We start from the raw sequence: 17,944 nt of genomic DNA, 5'->3' as shown, positions 1-17,944 counted from the left end.
CCGGTAGCGTCGACCATGCATCTCTGAGAGGAACACGCGGTGACCCAGTACCGACCCGAGGAACTGACCGAGTACTCGCTGACCGCGCTGCTGACGCCGGCTGCGCGGCCGGAGGAGCCCGCCGACTTCGAGGAGTTCTGGCGGGGGACGTTCGAGGAGTTCGGAACCGGATCGGTCCCCTGGGAGCTCGCGCGCGACCTCGACGCCACCGCGACCCACCGCGTGACGGAGATCCGGTTCGAATCGTCCGCCGACGAGCCGACGGTGGCCTTCGTGATGGTGCCGCACGTCGAATCCGACCTCCGACGCGGCCTCGTGATCGGACACGGCTACGGCGGCCGCACCGCCCCCGATCTCGATCAGGTGCCCGCGGACACGGCCGCGATCTTCCCCGCCGCGCCGGGCACGGCACCGAACGCCTCGAGTCGCTTCCCTGCGCTTCCCGACGAGCACGTGCTCGCGGGCATCGCGCACCGCGACACGTACTCGCACCGCTTCGCCGCCGCCGATGTCTGGCGTGCCGCGACGGTCCTGATCGACACCGCACCGGCAGTCGGCGGGGCGCTCGACTTCAGCGGCGGGAGCTTCGGCGGCGGCATCGGGGCGATGGCCCTCCCTTGGGACGCCCGCTTCCGCCGCGCCTCGCTGGACGTGCCGAGCTTCGGGCACCATGCGATCCGCCTGACCCGGCAGTGCAGCGGCAGCGGCGAGGCCGTGCGCCGGCACCTGCAGCTGCACCCCGAGGTGCGCCCCGTGCTGGACTACTTCGACGCCGCGATCGCGGCGTCGCGCATCCGCATCCCGGTGCATGTCGCGGCGGCCGTGCTCGATCCTGCCGTCGACCCGCGCGGGCAGTTCGCCGTCTACCACGCGCTCACCGGCCCGAGGCGACTCAGCGTGCGGGCGAACGGGCACCTCGACGGGACGGTCGCCGAGGTCTCCGAGCGGATGTCGCGCCGCGATGCCGCCGACTTCTTCGCGCTGCCCGACGACCGCCTGGCCTGAGCGCACCCGGCGGCCCGAGGCATCCGGCTCGAACGGATGCCCCGGGCACGCCGAACGCCGGCGACCTGCGGGTCCCTCCGCAGGCCGCCGGCGTCGAGGCGCTACGCGTTCGCGTCGAGCAGGCCCTGCACTTCCTTCTGGAGGGAGTTGAGGCCGGACTGCACGTCGACCTGGCCGGCGAGGATGTTCGCGACGCCGGCGCCGATCGCGGCGTCGATCTGCGCCGTCACGGGCACGCGGTCCCACGCGGCACCGCGCGCGTGCTCGGAGACCTCGGTGCGGAACGCCGTCTGGAACTTGTCGGCGGCCAGCTCCGGGATCTGGTCGGCGACGGACTTCGCGGCCGGCGCGACGGCCGACTGCTTGTAGAAAGCCGTCGCGGCCTCGACGTTCGTCGCCGCGTACGTGATGAAGTCGCGGCTCGTGAGCTCGCCTTCGCCGGCGCTCGCGAAGAGGCCGCTGCCCCAGGCGCGGTTGTACGACTCGTTGCCACCGGCCGTGGGCCGGGAGATCGCGCCGATGTTGTCGATGATGTTCTGGGCGGCACCGTTCGTCTTCACGAAGGTCGAGGCGAGCGGCGCGTCGTCGTAGAGGGCCGCACGCCCGCTCGCGAACAGGATGCGCGCATCGGCGCGGGCCACGTTCGCCTGGGTGAGCCCCTCGTCCTGGAGCGACTTGTACCAGGTGATCGCCTTCACGCTCTCCTTGTCGCCGATCGTGCACTCGAAGTCGTCGGTGACGACCGGGCTGCCGAAGCCCCACATCCAGTGCGCGGCATCCTTCAGGTCGGGGTTCTTCGTGACCGCCGCGTACGGGATCAGCGAGGAGTCCTGCGACTTGATCTTCTCGAGCGCGGTCGCGAACTGCTCGATCGTCATGCCCGACTTGATGCCGACGCTCTTGGCGATCTCGCCGTTCGTGATGATGCCGATGCCGGCGGCCGTGAGCGGCATCACGAGGAGCTTGCCGTCCATCGTGTACGCGTCGAGCACGCCCTGCGGGATGCCGAGCCCCTTGGCGAGGTCGGTGAGGTCGGCCAGCACGTCCATCGGCGTGAGCACCTGCCATCCGCCCGACTGGCCCACGCCCATGAGCTTGCCGGCGCTCCCGGTGAGGGCGAGCTGCGTGGCCGCCTGGTCGTAGGGGTAGATCACGGGCGAGACCGTGACGCCCTCCTCGGCGGAGAAATCGTCGAGCACGGCCTGCCAGGCGGGCTTCAGGGCCTCTTCGCCGAGCGAGTTGCCGTAGAAGTTGATCGTCTTGGCCTTGGTCGCGGCGTTCGCGGCGGCCGTGGCTCCCGGTGCAGCCGGGGTGGCGCAGCCGGCGAGGGCGAGGGCGCCGAACGCGGCGAGTGCAGTGCCACCGCCGAGGAAGGCGCGGCGGCTGAGCTGCGAGGACGAGATGTTCATGGGGGACTGCTCCTTCGTCGTGGTGTGGGTCGGGACGGTTCGGTGGATCATCGCTACCCCTTGACGGCCCCCGACGCGAGGCCGGAGACGAAGTAGCGCTGGAGGAGGATGAAGATGATGGCGAGCGGCAGCGACGTGATGAGGGATGCCGCCATGAGCGCCGGCCAATCGGCCGTGCCGTCACGGATGAACGCCTGGGTGAGGCCGGCGGGCAGGGTCTGCTTGTCGGGCCCTGCGAGCGTGAGCGCGAAGAGCAGGTCGCTCCAGCCGCGCATGAAGGCGAACATCGCCGCCGTGATGAGGCCGGGCACGATGAGCGGGAAGACGATCTTGAACATCGTCGCGATGCGCGAGAGGCCGTCGACCTTCGCGGCTTCGAGGATGTCGTCGGGCAGCCCGTCGATGATGCCCTTCAGGAGGAACACCGTCAGCGGCAGCGTGAACGTCGTGAACGAGATGATGAGCGCCGTGTAGGTGTAGAGCAGGTTCACCGAGCTCAGCATCAGGAACAGCGAGATGAGCAGGAGCGCACCGGGGATGAGCTGGCCGATGAGGAACATGAACATGATCGCATTGCGCCCGGAGTACCGGAACTTCGAGAGCGAGTAGGCCATGAAGGCGCCGACGAGCACGGCGAGCACGGCGGTGCCCGTCGAGACGATGAAGCTGTTCTTGAGGTTCTGCAGCAGCAGGTCGTTCTGGAAGAACCCGATGAAGTTGTCGAGGGTCGGGTCGACCGGGAAGAGCGGCCGGTCGAGTGCGAAGACCGCCTCCTTCTTCATGAACGCCGTCGCCGTCAGCCAGTAGACCGGCAGCAGTCCGAACAGGGCGAGCAGCAGCAGTCCGAGGCGCCCCGGGATCGACAGTCTCGGGCGAACGATCGCCTCTCCGATGTCGCGGCCGTGACTCATCGCTTCTCCAGACGTCGGTTGAGCAGCAGGTATGCGCTCGAGATGATCGCGAGCAGGATGAGCCAGAGCACGCCCATGGCGGATGCCTTGCCGAGCTCGTAGCTGCCGAACGCGAGTTGATAGAGGCTGACGGCGAGCGTCGTGGTCGAATCCCCGGGTCCGCCGCCCGTCATCACGAAGATCGTGTCGAAGTTGCCGAAGTTGTAGATGAACTCGAGGGTCGCCACGAGCGCGACGGGGCCGACGATGTGCGGCAGCGAGATGTAGCGGAAGCGCTGGGACCGCGTGGCCCCGTCGATCGTCGCGGCCTCGAGCTGCTCGCTCGGCAGGGTCTGCAGCACCGAGAGGGCGACGACCATGATCCAGGGGAACGAGTGCCACGTCTTCGCGATGACCACCGCCGCCATCGCGCCGGTGGGGTTGCCGAGCATGCTCACCTCGGGGAGGCCCACCATGGTCAGCAGGTGGTTCAGCACGCCGTAGCTGTCGTTGAAGATCCACGCCCAGAGGAAGGAGACGACGACGCCGGGCAGGAGCCACGGCAGCATGAGCGTGCCGCGCAGGATGTTGCGCCCGCGGATGCGCGCGTTCAGGAGAACGGCGAGGGCCACGCCGAGGAGCACGGGGAAGATCGTCGCGAGCGTCGCGAAGGTGAGCGTCGTACCGAGGCGCGCCACGAACTCGCCGAAGATCGCCGTGTAGTTGTCGAACCCGACGAAGGTGCGCTCAGGGCGCAGCAGCGACTGGTCGTAGAGACTCGTGCCGATGCTCGAGACGAGCGGGTAGATCGCGATCACGAGGAAGAGCAGGACCGCAGGGAGTGCGATCATGAATCCGAAGGTGCGATCCTTCGCACCGAGTGTCGTACGCCGCCCGGATCGCGGCTCGGTCGTCTCGCGTGTCGCGGGCCGGTCGAGGATGGCTTGCTGCATTGCGTTCACTTCCCGAGAGATGGCGACCCTTCGTCAGGGCCCCTGTGCGTCGTCGTCACAAGTCGTCAACGCTGACGTGCGGCCAGTAAACCACAATGCGGATGCGAAATCCACAAAATGCATGACGCACCCATATTTGGATTGCCTCAGCCGATTCCGCTCACTACACTGACGGCAACGGCGCAGCCCGAGCGGGTATGCAGCGACGCCCGGCAACTGCATGGAAAGAGGAGTCCCGATGGCATCCGAATCGGTCGGCGGCACACAGACCGTCGAACGGGCTATGTCCCTGCTCGCGTGCTTCACCGAGGAGGTCGGCGAACTCCGCGTGTCCGAGCTCTGCGCGCTCACCGGGCTCGGCCAGTCCACCGTGTCGCGGATGATGTCGGCGCTCGACCGCATGAAGTTCGTCGTCCAGGACGACCGCACGGGCCTCTACCGGCTCGGCCCGGCCGCCGTCTCCCTCGGCACCATCGCGCTCAACGGCTCCCCGATCTTCCGCGCTTCGCGCCAGATCGCCCAGAACCTCGCACACCGGCTCGGCATCGGAGTGAACGTCGCCGAACTCAGCGGCTTCACCTTCACCTACCTCTGCAACTTCGAGGGCGCGCTCGCACCGAAGTCGTTCGCGATGGCCGGCCGTACCGCGCCGCTGCACGCGACGGGTCTCGGCAAAGCGCTGCTGTCGGGCATGCCCGCTGCGCTCGTCGACGAGTACTTCGCGAACACGCCCCAGCGGTACACCCCGCACACGATCGTCGACCGCGCCGCCATGGAGATCGCCCTCGACGAGACCCGCAGCCGCGGCTACGCGACCGAGATCGAAGAGCTCGCCTTCGGGCGGGCCTGCATCGCCGCTCCCATCCGCGACCGGGCGGGCGAGATCGTCGCCGGCCTCTCCGCGAGCGGTCCGCTCTCGGTGCTCGACCTGCAGGCGCCCCACCAGGAGCTCGCGCTGCAGGTGATCGAGGCCGCCGACGAGATCTCCGTCGCCCTCGGCTACAGCGCCTCCCACTCCGCGACGGCGTTCGCGGCCCTCTGACCCCCACTCCGCGACGGCGTTCGCGGCCCTCTGACCCCCTCAGCCTGAACCCCGGCCGCGGCATCCGTCGCCGGCTTTCTCGATCCCTCAAGTCACCGGAGACCCTGTGAGAATCGCGCGCGTCCAAACGTTCCCCCTCTTCATCTCGAAGGAGGATGCCGACGACTCCTACGCGGGCGAGGCGGCGGTCGAGCACCGCGGCTACATGATCAGGCCGCCGTGGCGGAGCCTCTACTCCCCCGGCTACGAGACGCTCATCGTGAAGATCGAGACCGATGACGGCCTGGTGGGCTGGGGCGAGGGGCTCGCCCCCGTCGCACCCGAAGTCGCGGCCGCGATCGTCGACCACCTGCTCACGCCGCTCATCATCGGCGAGGACCCGCGTTCGGTGCGCACGCTCTGGCATCGGATGTCGGAGTCGATGCGCGAGCGCGGGCACCTCACGGGGCATCAGGCCGATGCGATGGCCGCCGTCGACATCGCGTTGTGGGACCTCTGGGGCAAGGCGACCGGCCTCTCGGTATCCGAGCTCGCCGGCGGACGCTTCGCCGACGTGCTGCCGACGTACGTCTCGGGCGTCCGCGGCGCCGACGACGCCGAGATCGCCGAGAAGACCGCCGTGCTCGTCGAGGCGGGTGTGCGCCGGTTCAAGATGCACCTCGGCACCGACCTCCGCACCGACCTCGCGACCTACGACGCCGTCCGCGGCGCGCACCCCGACCTCCAGGTCGCGCTCGACGCGCACTGGAGCTACCGCCTCGGCGAGGCGAAGGCGCTCGGGCGCGAACTCGACGAACGCCACGCCTGGTTCTTCGAGGCGCCGCTCGCGCCCGAGGACGTCGAAGGCCACCGTGACCTCGCGGCATCCATCGAGACCCCCGTCGCGGTCGGCGAGGCGATGCGCAGCCGATTCGAGTTCACGGACTGGCTGGCCCGCCGAGCCGTCGGCCTCACCCAGCCCGACATCGGTCGCACCGGCATCACCGAGGGGCTCGCGATCGCGGCCATCGCCGACGCCTTCCACGCACAGGTGGCACCGCATCACTCCGCCGCGTTCGGCATCGCGATGGCCGCCGGTGTGCACGTCGCCGCGAGCTCGCCGTCGCTCCTCGCGTTCGAGTACCAGCCGCTCACCCTGCCGGTCGCGAACCGGATCCTCACGACGCCGCTCGAGGTGAAGCCGAACGGCGACTTCGCGGTCCCGACCGGCCCAGGCCTCGGCGTCGACGTCGACGAGGCGTTCGTGCGGGAGTTCGTGCGCCGTTGAGCGGCGCTCCTCTCGTGCGCGCCGCGGGCTGCCATGCTCGAAGAGCGCGACGACCTGCGCCGCGCATGAGGGGGAACACATGAACGACGTCCGACCGGGATCCGTGCTTCCCGTGCCCGACCGCCCGGACCAGGGCCCGGTCGCGTACGACGCGAAGAAGCTCGACGCGAAGTTCCCGCCGATCGAGCCGGCGAGGCCGCCGGCCCAGGCGCCGAACGTGCTCGTGATCCTGCTCGACGACGTCGGCTTCGGGGCATCCAGCGCCTTCGGCGGGCCGATCCACACGCCCACCGCAGAGCGCCTCGCCGGCGAGGGCCTGCGCTACTCGCGGTTCCACACCACGGCGCTCTGCTCGCCGACCCGCGCCGCGCTGCTCTCGGGCCGCAACCACCACGCCGTCGGCATGGGCCACATCACCGAGACCGCGACGCCGGCCCCCGGCTACCGCTCGACGCGCCCGAACACCGCGGTGCCGCTGCCCGAGATCCTGCGCCAGAGCGGCTACAACACGGCCCAGTTCGGCAAGTGCCACGAGGTGCCCGTGTGGGAGTCGGGCCCGACCGGCCCCTTCGACCACTGGCCCGCGCAGAGCGGGTTCGAGCGCTTCTACGGCTTCATCGGCGGCGAGACGAACCAGTACACGCCGGCGCTCATCGACGGCCTCACGACCATCGAGCCGCCGACCGACCCCGACTACCACCTGATGCCCGACCTCGCCGACAAGGCGATCGGCTACGTGCGCCAGCAGCAGAGCCTGACGCCCGACAAGCCCTTCTTCGTGTACTTCGCGCCGGGCGCGACCCATGCCCCGCACCACGTGCCGAAGGACTGGATCGCCAAGTACGAGGGCCGGTTCGACCACGGCTGGGACGCGCAGCGCGAGCAGACGTTCGCCCGTCAGAAGGAGCTCGGCGTCATCGCCGCCGACTCCGAACTGACCGCACGCCCCGAGGGCCTGCCGGCGTGGGACGACGTGCCCGACGAGCAGAAGCCCGTGCTGGCCCGCCAGATGGAGGTCTACGCTGCCTTCCTCGAGTACGCCGACCACCACACCGGCCGACTCGTCGACGCCCTCGAAGAGCTCGACATCCTCGAGGACACGCTGATCTACTACATCATCGGCGACAACGGCGCCTCGGCCGAGGGCGGTATCAACGGCGCCTATATGCTGACCACCGCCTCCAACGGCGGCGGCCGGTTCGAGACCGTCGAGTTCTGGAAGGAGCACCTCGACAAGGTCGGCGGCCCCGAGGCGTACAACCACTACTCCGTCGCCTGGGCGCACGCGATGTGCACCCCGTACCAGTGGACCAAGCAGGTCGCCTCGCACTACGGCGGCACCCGCAACGGCACGATCGTGCATTGGCCGAGCCGCATCGCGGCCAAGGGCGAGGTGCGCGAGCAGTGGCACCACGTCATCGACCTCGCGCCGACCGTGCTCGACGTGGCCGGCCTCGCCGAGCCGCACACGGTGAACGGCGTCACGCAGGAGCCGATGCACGGCGTCTCGATGGCGTACAGCTTCGACGACGCATCCGCCGACGAACGCCACACGACGCAGTACTTCGAGCTCATGGGCAACCGCGGCATCTACCACCGCGGCTGGACCGCGGTCACGAAGCACCGCACCCCGTGGGACGTCGTGTCGAAGGCCCCCGACTTCTCGCTCGACGTGTGGGAGCTCTACGACACGACCACCGACTGGACCCAGGCGAAGAACCTCGCAGGCGAGCAGCCCGAGAAGCTCGCCGAGCTGCAGCGGCTCTTCCTCATCGAGGCCGCACGTCACAACGTGTTCCCGATGGACGACCGCGCCGCCGAGCGCATGAACCCCGAGATCGCCGGCCGGCCGACCCTCGTGAAGGGCGACCGCCTGCGGCTCTACCCCGGCATGGTGCGCCTCGGCGAGAACGTCGCGATCAACGTGAAGAACCGCTCGTTCTCGGTCACCTCCGAGGTGGTCGCACCCGACGACGGTTCGCTCGAGGGCGCGATCGTCGCCCAGGGCGGCCGCACCGGCGGCTGGTCGTTCTTCGCCGAAGACGGCAAGCTCGGCTTCCACTACAACTACTGCGGCCTGCAGCGGTCGACCACCCGGTCGGATGTCCCGATCGGCGCGGGCGAGCACCAGGTGCGGGTCGAGTTCGCCTACGACGGCGGCGGCATCGGCAAGGGCGGCGACGTGTCGCTCTTCATCGACGGCAAGGCCGTGGGCACCGGACGGGTCGAGCACACGCACGCGCTCTACTTCTCGTTCGACGAGGGGCTCGACACGGGCTGCGACACCGGCATGCCGGCGTACGAGGGCTACAAGGTGTGGGGCGGCGCGTTCAGCGGCACGCTGCACTGGGCCGAGGTCGCCCTCGGCGTCGACGACCACAACCACCTCGTCGACCCGGCCGACCACCTCCAGGCGGCGTTGCGTCACCAGTAGCAACCGTTGCGTTCGCGCGCCGCTTTCAGCACGAAAGCGGCGCGCGACGCAGGAATCGTGATGCTTTTATGCGGTTCCGCCGACGTATGTGAAACTTTCCCGTGGCCCGCCGGCGATCCGGCTCGGCCGAGCCGAAAGGGAACCACGGATGCACCGCACTGAACCCGCCCGCGACGCGAACGAGCCGCGCGACCCCGCGACCCGCATGCACTCCACGTCGGACGAGACTTCGCACCTCGTCGACCTCGTGCTCGCGTACTCGCGCCGCCGCATCCTGAGCGACGACACCCCGCTCGACAAGCCCGTCACCGAGACCGAGCTGCGTCGCCTCGCCGGTCGCACGATCGACGAGCAGGGCATCGGCGCGGCCCGCGCACTCGCGCTCTTCGAGCACGTGCTCGCCCCGGCGTGCATCACGACCGACCACCCGCAGTACCTCTCCTTCATCCCGACGGCGCCAACGAAGGCCGCCACCGCCTTCGACCTCGTGGTCTCGGCCAGCGCCCTCTACGGCGGCTCCTGGCTCGAGGGCGCCGGCGCGGTCTACGCCGAGAACGAGGTGCTGTCGTGGCTCGGCCGCGAGTTCGGCCTGCCCGCGAACTCGGGCGGCGTCTTCGTGCAGGGCGGCACGCTCGGCAACCTCTCGGCCCTCGTCGCCGCCCGCGAGCACGCCCGTCACCGGCTGAGCGACGGCGCAGCGGATGCCGCGGTGCCCGCACCGCCCGGCGGCCGGTGGAAGATCGTATGCAGCGCCGAGGCGCACTCCTCGATCGCCTCTGCCGCTCGCGTGATGGACGTCGACGTCGTGCCGGTGACCCCAGCCGGCGACGGCATGCTGCGGGGCGACGACGTGCGCGGCGCACTCGAGGAGCACGGGGCATCCGTCTTCGCCGTCGTCGCGACCGCCGGCTCGACGAACTTCGGCATCGTCGACGACCTCGCCTCGATCTCCGAGCTGAAGCGCGACTTCGACTTCTGGTTCCACGTCGACGGCGCCTACGGACTGGCCGGCATGCTCTCGCCGCTCGCACGGCACCGCTTCGCGGGCGTCGAGCACGCCGACTCGGTGATCGTCGACCCGCACAAGTGGCTCTTCGCCCCCTTCGACGCGTGCGCCCTCATCTACCGCGACCCCGAGCAGGGCCGCCGGGCGCACACGCAGCACGCCGAGTACCTCGACACCCTCACCGAGGGCGGCGACTGGAGCCCGTCGGACTACGCCGCGCACCTCACGCGACGGGCCCGCGGCCTGCCGCTCTGGTTCTCGCTCGCGACCTACGGCGGCACCGCGTACCGCGAGGCGATCTCGAGCTCGATCGCCCTGGCGCAGCGCATCGCCGACGAGATCGGGCGCCGCGATGGGCTCAGCCTCGTGCGGTCGCCGCAGCTGTCGGTCGTCGTGTTCGAGCGCGACGGCTGGACGAAGGCCGACTACGACGCGTGGTCGGCGCGACTGCTCGACGAGCAGCGGGCGTTCGTGACGCCGAGCTCGCACGCGGGCCGGCCGAACACGCGCTTCGCGATCGTGAACCCCAACACGACGTTCGAGCACCTCGTCGCGATCCTCGACACGATGTAGCTCCCCTCGTTGGTCGAGGAGGCCGCCCGCGGCGGTCTCGAGACCCGCACCCGGTCTCGAGACCCGCACCCGGTCTCGAGACCCGCAGCCGGTCTCGAGACCCGCGCTGGCCCTCGCTCCTCGACCAGCCGATGCGGTTATTGAACTTTACGGTTCAGTGTTCTACACTGAACCACATGGTTCAGCAAACTGCACTCGATCCGTCGATGCTCGACCGTGCCTTCGGCGCCCTCGCCGATGAGACCCGGCGCGGCATCCTCACCAGGCTCGGTGCCGGCCCCGCCACGATCACCGAGCTCGCCGAACCGAGCGGCATGACCCTCACCGGCATCCGCAAGCACGTCGACGTGCTCGAGGCTGCGGGGCTCGTCGCGACCGAGAAGGTCGGGCGCGTGCGACAGGTCACCCTCGGCACGGAACGACTGGACGACGCCATGGCATGGATCACCTTCTATCAACGGCTCTGGGCTCGCCGCCTCGACGGCCTCGACGCCTACTTCACCCTCGCGAAAGGAACGGAATCATGAGCGACACGGAAACGAACGAGACGATCGGCCTCCGGCTCCGACGCCAGCTGCCGGCGACGCCGGAACAGGTCTTCGACGCCTACACCGATCCAGAGAAGCAGAAGATCTGGTTCTCGATCCTCGATGAGGATCCGGGGATCGTCGAGATCGAGGTCGACCTGCGGGTGGGAGGCACGCAGACCGCGGTGTGGGGTCCGAATCGCGAGACCCTCTTCCGCGAGGTCCAGACCTACCTCGAGATCGATCGCCCGCACCGGCTCGTCACCGAGTCGACCGGCAGCGAACCCGACGGCACGAGCATGACGACGCACGTCGTGGTCACGTTCGAGGCGAACGACGGCGGCACACTGGTGACCGTCGAGCAGACCGGCTTCCCGACCCCCGAGCTGCGCGACTTCTTCCAGGCCCAGGTCTGGAACGGCGCGTTCGATCGCATCGAGGCGTACCTCACCCGCAGCTGAAGCAGGGCGGCGGGCGTCAGCGGTTGCTGTGTGGCCGCTGGCGCCCTCGCGTGTCAGGCGCGAGCGACGGCGATGTGCGCCGCGAGCGCGCTCGTCGGCGCGACGTCGGCGAGTGCCGCCGCGCCGTCGAGCGGGTGGGCCTCGCCGAGCCGGATCTCGGCACCCGGGATCTCGGCGCGGATCGCGGCGACGAACTCGCGCCCGAGCACCTCGCCGAGGAACAGTCCGCCGACTCCGCGCACGTGCGGGTCGGGCACGCCCGATTCGCCGACGCGGCGGAGACCGGCGAACGCGGATGCCGCGAGCTCGCGCGCTCCGTCGGTGACGATCTGCTCGGCGACCGCGTCGCCGGCGGCAGCGGCGTCCGCGACCGCACGCGCGTAGGATGCGATGCGCTGCACGCGCCCGAGGTCGCCCTGCAGCTCGATGTACGCGGCCTCGAGGTCGGGGAAGTCGGCACGCACCACCTCGGTGAGCGCGGTCGGGGCGCCGCGGCCGTCGTGCGCTCGCATGACGGCCTCGAGCCCGGCCCGGCCGAGCCAGTACCCGCTGCCGGCGTCGCCCATGATGTAGCCCCACCCGTCGACCCGGGCGGTCTCGGTGGCGCCCACTGCGAGCGTCACCACTCCGGTTCCTGCCGCTACGACGACGCCGCGCTCGTCGCCGAGCGCACCGAGATAGGCGGTGATCGAGTCGTGGGCGAGGTGCACGCTGCGGGCGCCGATCGGCGCTGCGGCGGCGAGCAGGTAGCCGGCGTCGAACTCGTCGTCGGTCAGCCCCGAGACGCCGAGCCCCACGCGCTCTGCCGTGCGGCCGCCCTCGTGCGCCTGCTCGATGATGCGCGCGAGCTGCGGCAGCAGCGGCAGGTCGGTGCGGATGCCGGGGGCCGACCATTCACCGGAGCCCGAGGCATCCGTGTGCCTGACCTTGATGCCCGACTGGCCGGCGTCGATCGCGAGAGTGCTCGTCGAATTCACGGCTGCGACGCTACCAGCTGAGCGGCGCCGCTGATGCTGTGGACTCCGCGCTACGCCGACGGGCCGGTCGCCGGCGCTTCGGGTGCCCTGGGGTCATCGGCGCCCGCAGACGCCTCGGCGAGCAGCAATTCGGTCTGCACCGTGCGCCAGCGAGCGGTGGCCCGCAACGCCTTCGCCCCGGCGACCATCAGCGCGCTGAGGCACACGAGCGCCACGAAGAGGGCGAGGGCGACGAGTGCCCAGACGATCTGGTACAGCCAGGAGATGCCGAAGCTCACCACGTCGTACAACATCCCTCGACCGTAGTGGCGATCGACAGCCGATCGGCCGCACGCGCAGAACTGTGGAGAACTCGGCGCTACGGCGAGACGGGAACCGGCGCCAAGAGGTCGTCGATGATGCGGTCGATCTCGGTGAGCGCATAGCGGGCGAGCGCGCGCTGCGCGACATCCGCTGCACTGCCCTGCTCCTCCTCGAGGTCGCCGATCACGATGATGTTCTCGTCGTTCAGGGTGTTGGCGGGCGCCGTGTAGTTGAAGCTGCCGACGATGATGAGCCGCTCGTCGATGACCATGAGCTTGTGGTGGAGCTTCCGCACGCCCGTGTTGCGGCGGTTCGCGAAGAGCTCGACGTCGCCGTGGCCGAGGCCGCTCGTCGCCGCCCACTTCGCGGCGCCCTGGTCGCGATCGAGCACGCCGCGGATGCGCGGGACGAGCGGGCGCAGGCGGATCATGGTGTCGTCGATGCCGGATGACTGGGCGAAGGTGAACATCGCGAAGTCGATCGAGTCCTTCGCCTTCAGCATCTGCTTCATGATCTCCATCTCGGGACCGTGCCGCGGGGCGAAGAGGGGCTTGATCCGCACCTCGGGCAGGTCGAACTCCTTGGGCTTCGGTTCGACGCGCTCGTGCAGGTCGCCGAAGGTGCCCGAACGCATGCGCTCGAACTCGCGCAGGTACTCGGTGGCCGCGAGCTGGCCGTGCAGCACGACGACGTGGTTGAGGTTCTGGCCCGCGCCGATGCCGGGCTCCTCGTTCCTGCCCGTGTCGGTGAGGGTGAAGTTGGTCGAGCCCGTGAGCACGGCCGCAGCCGGCTTGCCCGAGTCGCGCACGATGAACTTCTGGTGGAAGATCTTCGGGTTCAGGTCGCTGATCACGTCGACGCGCGCCTTCAGGAGGGCGCCCTGGATGACGCGGTTCTCCTCGTGCGCCCCGGTCACGCCCCACGGGTCCTCGAGCGCCTTCTCTTCAGTGAGGTAGTCGCCCTCGAGGATGACCCTGACCCGCACGCCGCGCACCTTCGCCGCGAGGATCGCCTTGGCGATCGGTCGCGAGTCGATCTCCTGCACGGCGATCGCGAGGCTGTGCTGCGCGCCGTCGAGGAAGTCGCGGATCGCCTGATCGAGATCGTCGGGGCCGCCGACCGCGGTCGGCCCCATGTAGAGCTCCACTCCCCCGATGCTGACCGACATGGCGCACTCCTCTCGTGAGTGATCCTCATGATCATGGTCGTCTGCGCGACTCGGGGCGGCATCAGTGTCCGCCCGGAACTCGAGAGCGCCGCCGCTACGCTGGCCAACCATGAGCGCACCCATCGTCATCTCGGGCCCGGCCGCCTGGAACCGCATCGTGTACCTCGACCACCTGCCCGAGCCGGTGCCGCACATGCAGTTCGCACTCGACGACTACGAGACGATCGGCGGCACCTCTGCGGGCAAGGCGCTCGGACTCGCAGGCCTCGGCCGGCCCGTACTGCTGCACACCCTCCTCGGCGACGACGAGGGCCGCCGCGTGCAGGGCGCGCTCGAGGCATCCGGCGTCGAGCTCTCGAGCCTCGCCGTCGCGCGCACCGAGAGCCACCTGAACCTCATGACCCGGCAGGGCGAGCGCGTCTCGCTCTACCTCAGCGCGCCCGCCGATCCGGGCACGCCGCCGTCGGTCGAGCTGGCGCAGGCGATGCGGGATGCCTCGGCGATCGTGCTCGACCTCTCTGAGCGTTCGCGCGGGCTCATCGGCGCCGCGCGCGCCACCGGCCGGCCGATCTGGACCGACATCCACGACTACGACGGCAGCGCCGACTTCCACCGCCCGTTCATCGAGGCCGCCGACTGGATCTTCATGAACGCCGACCGCATCGGCGCCGATCCGCTCCCCTTCATGGAGGAGTGCGTGCGCAGCGGGGCATCCGTCGTCGTGTGCACGCTCGGCGCGCGGGGCGCGATCGCGGTCTCGCAGGCTGATGCGAGTGCCGGGTCGGGGTCCGGGTCGCAGCGGATGTCGGTGACCGAGGTCGCCGCCGTCCCCGTCGAGGTGCTCGACACCAACGGGGCCGGCGACGCCTTCATGGCTGGTGTGCTCGACGCACATCTCGGCGGGGCCGCGCTCGGCGATGCGCTCGAGGCGGGTGCCCGGCACGCCGCCACCGTGCTCACGACCCGACACCTGCACCCCGTGCTCGACGGGGTGCTCGACGGGCTGGTCGAGTAGCGAGCAAAGCGAGCGTATCGAGACCCCACCGAACGCTCCCCGCTCCTCCTCCACAGGGGACTCCCGACCCTATTTCTGCACAGCAACATATCCTGATCAGGTCCGGTTTCCACTGGCCGCGGAATGTCAGTGGTTGCCCCTAGTGTCGAAGACATGGAGCGCAGCCTCGCATCCCTCGTCGCAGAGGTCGCCGATCGTGTCGGCGACCTCCTCGATGCCGCGAGCGTGGAGTCGTCTCTGGCGTCGGCGCACGACCGCGAACTGATCTCGGTCGTCTCCGAGATCGAACGGTTGGGCCGCTTCACCGACGCCCTGCGCGTCGACGCGGCAGGCGAGGTCGAGCACCGCTCCCGCACCTCACTCGGTCACGAGGGACTCGCGGCGAAGCAGGGCTGCACGAGCGCCGTCGAACTCATCGAACGCCTCACTCGAGTCTCGTCGCAGACCGCCCGGGCACGACTCCGGCTCGGAGCCGCGGTTCGCCGCACCTCGACCCTGCTCGGCGATTCGATGCCGCCCCGCTTCGAGCGCGTCGCCGAGGGTCTTCGCACCGGTGAACTCGGCATCGACTCGGCCGTCGTCATCACGAAGGCGCTCGACGCGGTGCTTCCCCGCCACGCCAACGGCGACCTCGACGGTGTGCGCGCTGCCGAGCACGAACTCGTCTGCGCCGCGATCGGCGTCGCCGCCGCGCCGGGTGCCGAGGTCGCGGCCCCCGCGACGGCCACCGAGACGCGAATGCAGGCCGCTGTGTGGGCCGAGGTCCTCGACCCCGATGGCGCCGAACCATCCCACCGGCAGTGGGCGGCCCGCGGCTTCGAGCTCCTCCCCGCCCGAGACGGCCTCGTCCCGGTGCGGGGCGCGCTGCTGCCCGAAGTCGCCGGCATGGTGCGGCGCGTGTTCGACTCGATCACCAACTTCCGGCAATCGACCGGGTTCATGCCCATCACCGATCAGACCGCGACGACGCAGGCCGGGTCCGGCGGCGAGCAGGCGGAGTCCGAGGCATCCGGTCGCAGAGACCCCCGCACCCGCGCCCAACGCCAGCACGACGCGATCGCCACCGTCTTCGACATCGCGGCGCGGGCCGATGAGCTTCCGACCCTCGGCGGCGCCTCCCGACGATCGTCGTCACTGTGCTCGCCGACGACCTCCGCGCCGGCCACGGTGTCGGCCACGTCGACGGCGTCGCCGAACCGATCTCGATGCGCGCGGTCGAGCAGCATGCGAGCGCGAACGGCATCCAGCGCGTCACACTCGCCGCCAACGGCCGGGTCGTCGGCATCGGCACGACCGAGCAATGCTTCAACCGCGCGCAGCGCCGTGCCCTCGCCGCACGCGACGGCGGCTGCATCATTCCGGGGTGCGACACCCCGGCGTGGGCCACCGAGGTGCACCACGTCATCCCCTGGTGGCATGGAGGCGCCACCCACACCGACAACGGAGTGCTGCTCTGCTGGTTCCACCATCGCAGCATCGACAGCTCCGGGTGGCGCATCCGCATGGTCGAGGGCGCGCCCGAGGTGATGCCGCCGCCCGGCATGGGGCCGCAGCAGTGGCGATCATCGACGGTGTCGGCGACGCGACGTGCCGCTGCGCTCGCCCGTCGGCGCGCGGGTCCCACCGGCACCGACGCGGTCGCCTGAGCCCATGAGCGCCAGAGCGCCAGAGCACCAGAGCACCAGAGCACCAGAGCACCAGAGCGCCAGAGTCAGCGGTGACGATTTCCCACCCAGTCGCGCATGCGGCCGGAAGTCGCCGGGTGTACCGTGCCTCGCGAGAGCGAGGAGCACATCATGGTTCTGAAGCACCAGCGCAGCGGCGTGGCCGAAGACGATGTCTACTGGCACGAGTCGATCGAGGGTTCCTCGATCGGTTCCGAGGTGTCGCTCATCCTCACGTACAGCTCGAAGGTCGGTTCAGGGCCGCGACTGCATCGGCATCCCTACTCCGAGACGTTCGTCATCCGGCACGGGCGGGCACTGTTCACCGTCGGCGACGAGCAGCTCGAGGCGGTCGGCGGTCAGGTGCTCGTCGTGCCGGCGCAGACCCCGCACAAGTTCGTGATCATCGGCCCAGAGGCCATGATCTCGACGCACATCCACGCGAGTCCGACCTTCATCACCGAATGGCTCGAGTAGCGGCCTCGGCAGGCTCGACCCGCAGAGCGAGGTGTGCGGGTCGAGCCTGCCGAACCCCTATCGCGGCGTGATCACGCCGCGAGCAACCGCTCCGCCCGTGCCAGGTTCGCCACGAGCTCCTCGCGGTTCTGCGGCGTGACGTACGCCGGCTGGTCGCGCTCGGCGCGCCAGCTCTCGGCGAGCGTGCCGAAGACGACCGAGTCGAACCCGAGGTCGTCGAAGAGTGCGGTGACCAGCGCAGCGGCGTCGTCGAAGTCGCTCGCGGTCGACAGTGCTCGGCGGCCGGGAGTTCCAGCCGGCGTGCCGTCGGTGAGGATCGCCGCGGCGGCGATGTTGTTGAAGCCCTTCACGACCTTCGACTCGGGCAGGTGCTCCTGCAGCAAGCCCGAGACGGTCGCCTCGCCGGAGTCGAGCTCTGCGATACGGCCGTCGCGCTCCCAGTAGTAGTTGTTCGTGTCGATGACGATCTTGCCGGCGAGCGGCTCGACCGGGATGTCGCGGTACGCCTTCAGCGGCACCGTCACGATGACGAACTCCCCCGCCTCGGCGGCCTCTGTCGCGGTGCCGGCCGTCGCGTTCGGGCCGAGATCCGCCACGAGTTCGGCGAGGCTTTCGGGGCCGCGCGAGTTGGCGATCGTGACGTGGTGGCCGAGCTCGACGAGCTTGCGGGCGAGCGTGCCGCCGATGTTGCCGGCGCCGATGATTCCGATACGGGTGGGTGCGATGTTCGTCATGCTCGGATGCAACGCAGGCGCGACGATTCAATTCCGGCC

18 protein-coding genes and 1 pseudogene are annotated in these 17,944 nt (G+C 69.9%); 11 read left to right on the top strand and 8 right to left on the bottom strand.

Translation table 11 applies throughout. From position 1 onward, the window contains the following. Window positions 1–39 precede the first annotated feature (39 nt). Window positions 40–1,005, top strand: coding sequence for an acetylxylan esterase (locus ASE14_RS12335; protein WP_056654879.1), 966 nt, complete (start codon window positions 40–42; stop codon window positions 1,003–1,005). A 101-nt stretch (window positions 1,006–1,106) separates the two neighbouring features. On the opposite strand, the gene ASE14_RS12330 is transcribed toward ASE14_RS12335, so the two are convergent. Genes ASE14_RS12330 through ASE14_RS12320 form a run of 3 tightly spaced genes read right to left on the bottom strand, consistent with a single transcriptional unit; the run spans window position 1,107 to window position 4,155 of the window. Next, entirely contained in the window at window positions 1,107–2,465 is a 1,359-nt protein-coding gene (locus ASE14_RS12330; RefSeq protein WP_056654877.1) for an extracellular solute-binding protein, read from the bottom strand. Between the two features lie 2 nt (window positions 2,466–2,467). After that, on the bottom strand, window positions 2,468–3,325 hold the full coding sequence (locus tag ASE14_RS12325) for a carbohydrate ABC transporter permease (RefSeq protein ID WP_056654875.1): 858 nt from the start codon (window positions 3,323–3,325) through the stop codon (window positions 2,468–2,470). Continuing rightward, complete coding sequence (locus tag ASE14_RS12320) at window positions 3,322–4,155, bottom strand: carbohydrate ABC transporter permease (RefSeq protein ID WP_235511284.1); 834 nt, start codon at window positions 4,153–4,155, stop codon at window positions 3,322–3,324. Before ASE14_RS12320 ends, ASE14_RS12325 begins: the two co-directional genes overlap by 4 nt. A 340-nt stretch (window positions 4,156–4,495) precedes the next feature. Between ASE14_RS12320 and ASE14_RS12315 the strand changes: the two genes are divergently transcribed. The 6 genes from ASE14_RS12315 (at window position 4,496) to ASE14_RS12290 (ending at window position 11,567) form a co-directional block, all read left to right on the top strand. After that, complete coding sequence (locus tag ASE14_RS12315) at window positions 4,496–5,299, top strand: IclR family transcriptional regulator (protein WP_056654871.1); 804 nt, start codon at window positions 4,496–4,498, stop codon at window positions 5,297–5,299. 106 nt (window positions 5,300–5,405) lie between these two features. Beyond that, window positions 5,406–6,566, top strand: coding sequence for a mandelate racemase/muconate lactonizing enzyme family protein (locus ASE14_RS12310; protein WP_056654869.1), 1,161 nt, complete (start codon window positions 5,406–5,408; stop codon window positions 6,564–6,566). A 79-nt stretch (window positions 6,567–6,645) separates the two neighbouring features. Next, window positions 6,646–9,000, top strand: coding sequence for an arylsulfatase (locus tag ASE14_RS12305; protein WP_056654868.1), 2,355 nt, complete (start codon window positions 6,646–6,648; stop codon window positions 8,998–9,000). A 148-nt stretch (window positions 9,001–9,148) separates the two neighbouring features. Further along, on the top strand, window positions 9,149–10,579 hold the full coding sequence (locus tag ASE14_RS12300; protein WP_056654866.1) for a pyridoxal-dependent decarboxylase: 1,431 nt from the start codon (window positions 9,149–9,151) through the stop codon (window positions 10,577–10,579). A 176-nt stretch (window positions 10,580–10,755) separates the two neighbouring features. Further along, window positions 10,756–11,106, top strand: coding sequence for a metalloregulator ArsR/SmtB family transcription factor (locus tag ASE14_RS12295; protein ID WP_056654864.1), 351 nt, complete (start codon window positions 10,756–10,758; stop codon window positions 11,104–11,106). Then, window positions 11,103–11,567, top strand: coding sequence for an SRPBCC domain-containing protein (locus ASE14_RS12290; protein ID WP_056654861.1), 465 nt, complete (start codon window positions 11,103–11,105; stop codon window positions 11,565–11,567). The genes ASE14_RS12295 and ASE14_RS12290 overlap by 4 nt, the downstream gene beginning before the upstream one ends. A gap of 53 nt (window positions 11,568–11,620) precedes the next feature. Here the strand turns inward: ASE14_RS12290 and ASE14_RS12285 are convergent, their stop codons facing one another. The 3 genes from ASE14_RS12285 to ASE14_RS12275 all read right to left on the bottom strand — a co-directional run bounded on the left by ASE14_RS12285 (window position 11,621) and on the right by ASE14_RS12275 (window position 14,015). Next, on the bottom strand, window positions 11,621–12,544 hold the full coding sequence (locus ASE14_RS12285; RefSeq protein ID WP_056654860.1) for a BadF/BadG/BcrA/BcrD ATPase family protein: 924 nt from the start codon (window positions 12,542–12,544) through the stop codon (window positions 11,621–11,623). Window positions 12,545–12,594: 50 nt separating this feature from the next. After that, window positions 12,595–12,837, bottom strand: a complete 243-nt coding sequence (locus ASE14_RS12280) for a hypothetical protein (protein WP_056654858.1) — start codon at window positions 12,835–12,837, stop codon at window positions 12,595–12,597. A 65-nt stretch (window positions 12,838–12,902) separates the two neighbouring features. After that, complete coding sequence (locus ASE14_RS12275; RefSeq protein ID WP_056654857.1) at window positions 12,903–14,015, bottom strand: phosphatidylserine/phosphatidylglycerophosphate/cardiolipin synthase family protein; 1,113 nt, start codon at window positions 14,013–14,015, stop codon at window positions 12,903–12,905. Between the two features lie 109 nt (window positions 14,016–14,124). Here ASE14_RS12275 and ASE14_RS12270 point away from each other — a divergent pair, with 109 nt between their 5' ends. Beyond that, window positions 14,125–15,030 (top strand): carbohydrate kinase family protein, encoded by a 906-nt coding sequence (locus tag ASE14_RS12270; protein WP_056654855.1) that lies wholly within the window; start codon window positions 14,125–14,127, stop codon window positions 15,028–15,030. A 126-nt stretch (window positions 15,031–15,156) separates the two neighbouring features. Here the strand turns inward: ASE14_RS12270 and ASE14_RS21250 are convergent, their stop codons facing one another. Continuing rightward, window positions 15,157–15,375 carry a hypothetical protein gene (locus tag ASE14_RS21250; protein ID WP_056654853.1) on the bottom strand — a complete coding sequence of 73 codons (219 nt, stop codon included), beginning with the start codon at window positions 15,373–15,375 and terminating at the stop codon, window positions 15,157–15,159. Between ASE14_RS21250 and ASE14_RS21440 the strand changes: the two are divergent. The 3 genes and pseudogenes from ASE14_RS21440 to ASE14_RS12245 all read left to right on the top strand — a co-directional run. Then, window positions 15,322–16,107, top strand: a pseudogene (locus ASE14_RS21440) (DUF222 domain-containing protein); the annotation flags it as partial. The gene ASE14_RS21250 and the pseudogene ASE14_RS21440 sit on opposite strands and share 54 nt — an antisense overlap. 59 nt (window positions 16,108–16,166) lie before the next feature. Further along, a complete protein-coding gene (locus ASE14_RS12250) occupies window positions 16,167–16,676 on the top strand; it encodes an HNH endonuclease signature motif containing protein (RefSeq protein ID WP_056654847.1) in 510 nt (169 codons plus the stop codon). A 150-nt stretch (window positions 16,677–16,826) separates the two neighbouring features. Then, window positions 16,827–17,171 (top strand): cupin domain-containing protein, encoded by a 345-nt coding sequence (locus ASE14_RS12245; protein WP_056656314.1) that lies wholly within the window; start codon window positions 16,827–16,829, stop codon window positions 17,169–17,171. A gap of 71 nt (window positions 17,172–17,242) precedes the next feature. On the opposite strand, the gene ASE14_RS12240 is transcribed toward ASE14_RS12245, so the two are convergent. Continuing rightward, on the bottom strand, window positions 17,243–17,905 hold the full coding sequence (locus ASE14_RS12240) for an NADPH-dependent F420 reductase (RefSeq protein WP_056654845.1): 663 nt from the start codon (window positions 17,903–17,905) through the stop codon (window positions 17,243–17,245). Window positions 17,906–17,944 lie beyond the last annotated feature (39 nt).

It is taken from the genome of Agromyces sp. Root81 (assembly GCF_001429165.1).
In the GTDB taxonomy this organism is placed as follows: Bacteria; Actinomycetota; Actinomycetes; order Actinomycetales; family Microbacteriaceae; genus Agromyces.
The sequence above is the reverse complement of the archived record's forward strand: the minus strand, read 5'-3'. Positions and strand labels throughout refer to the sequence as shown.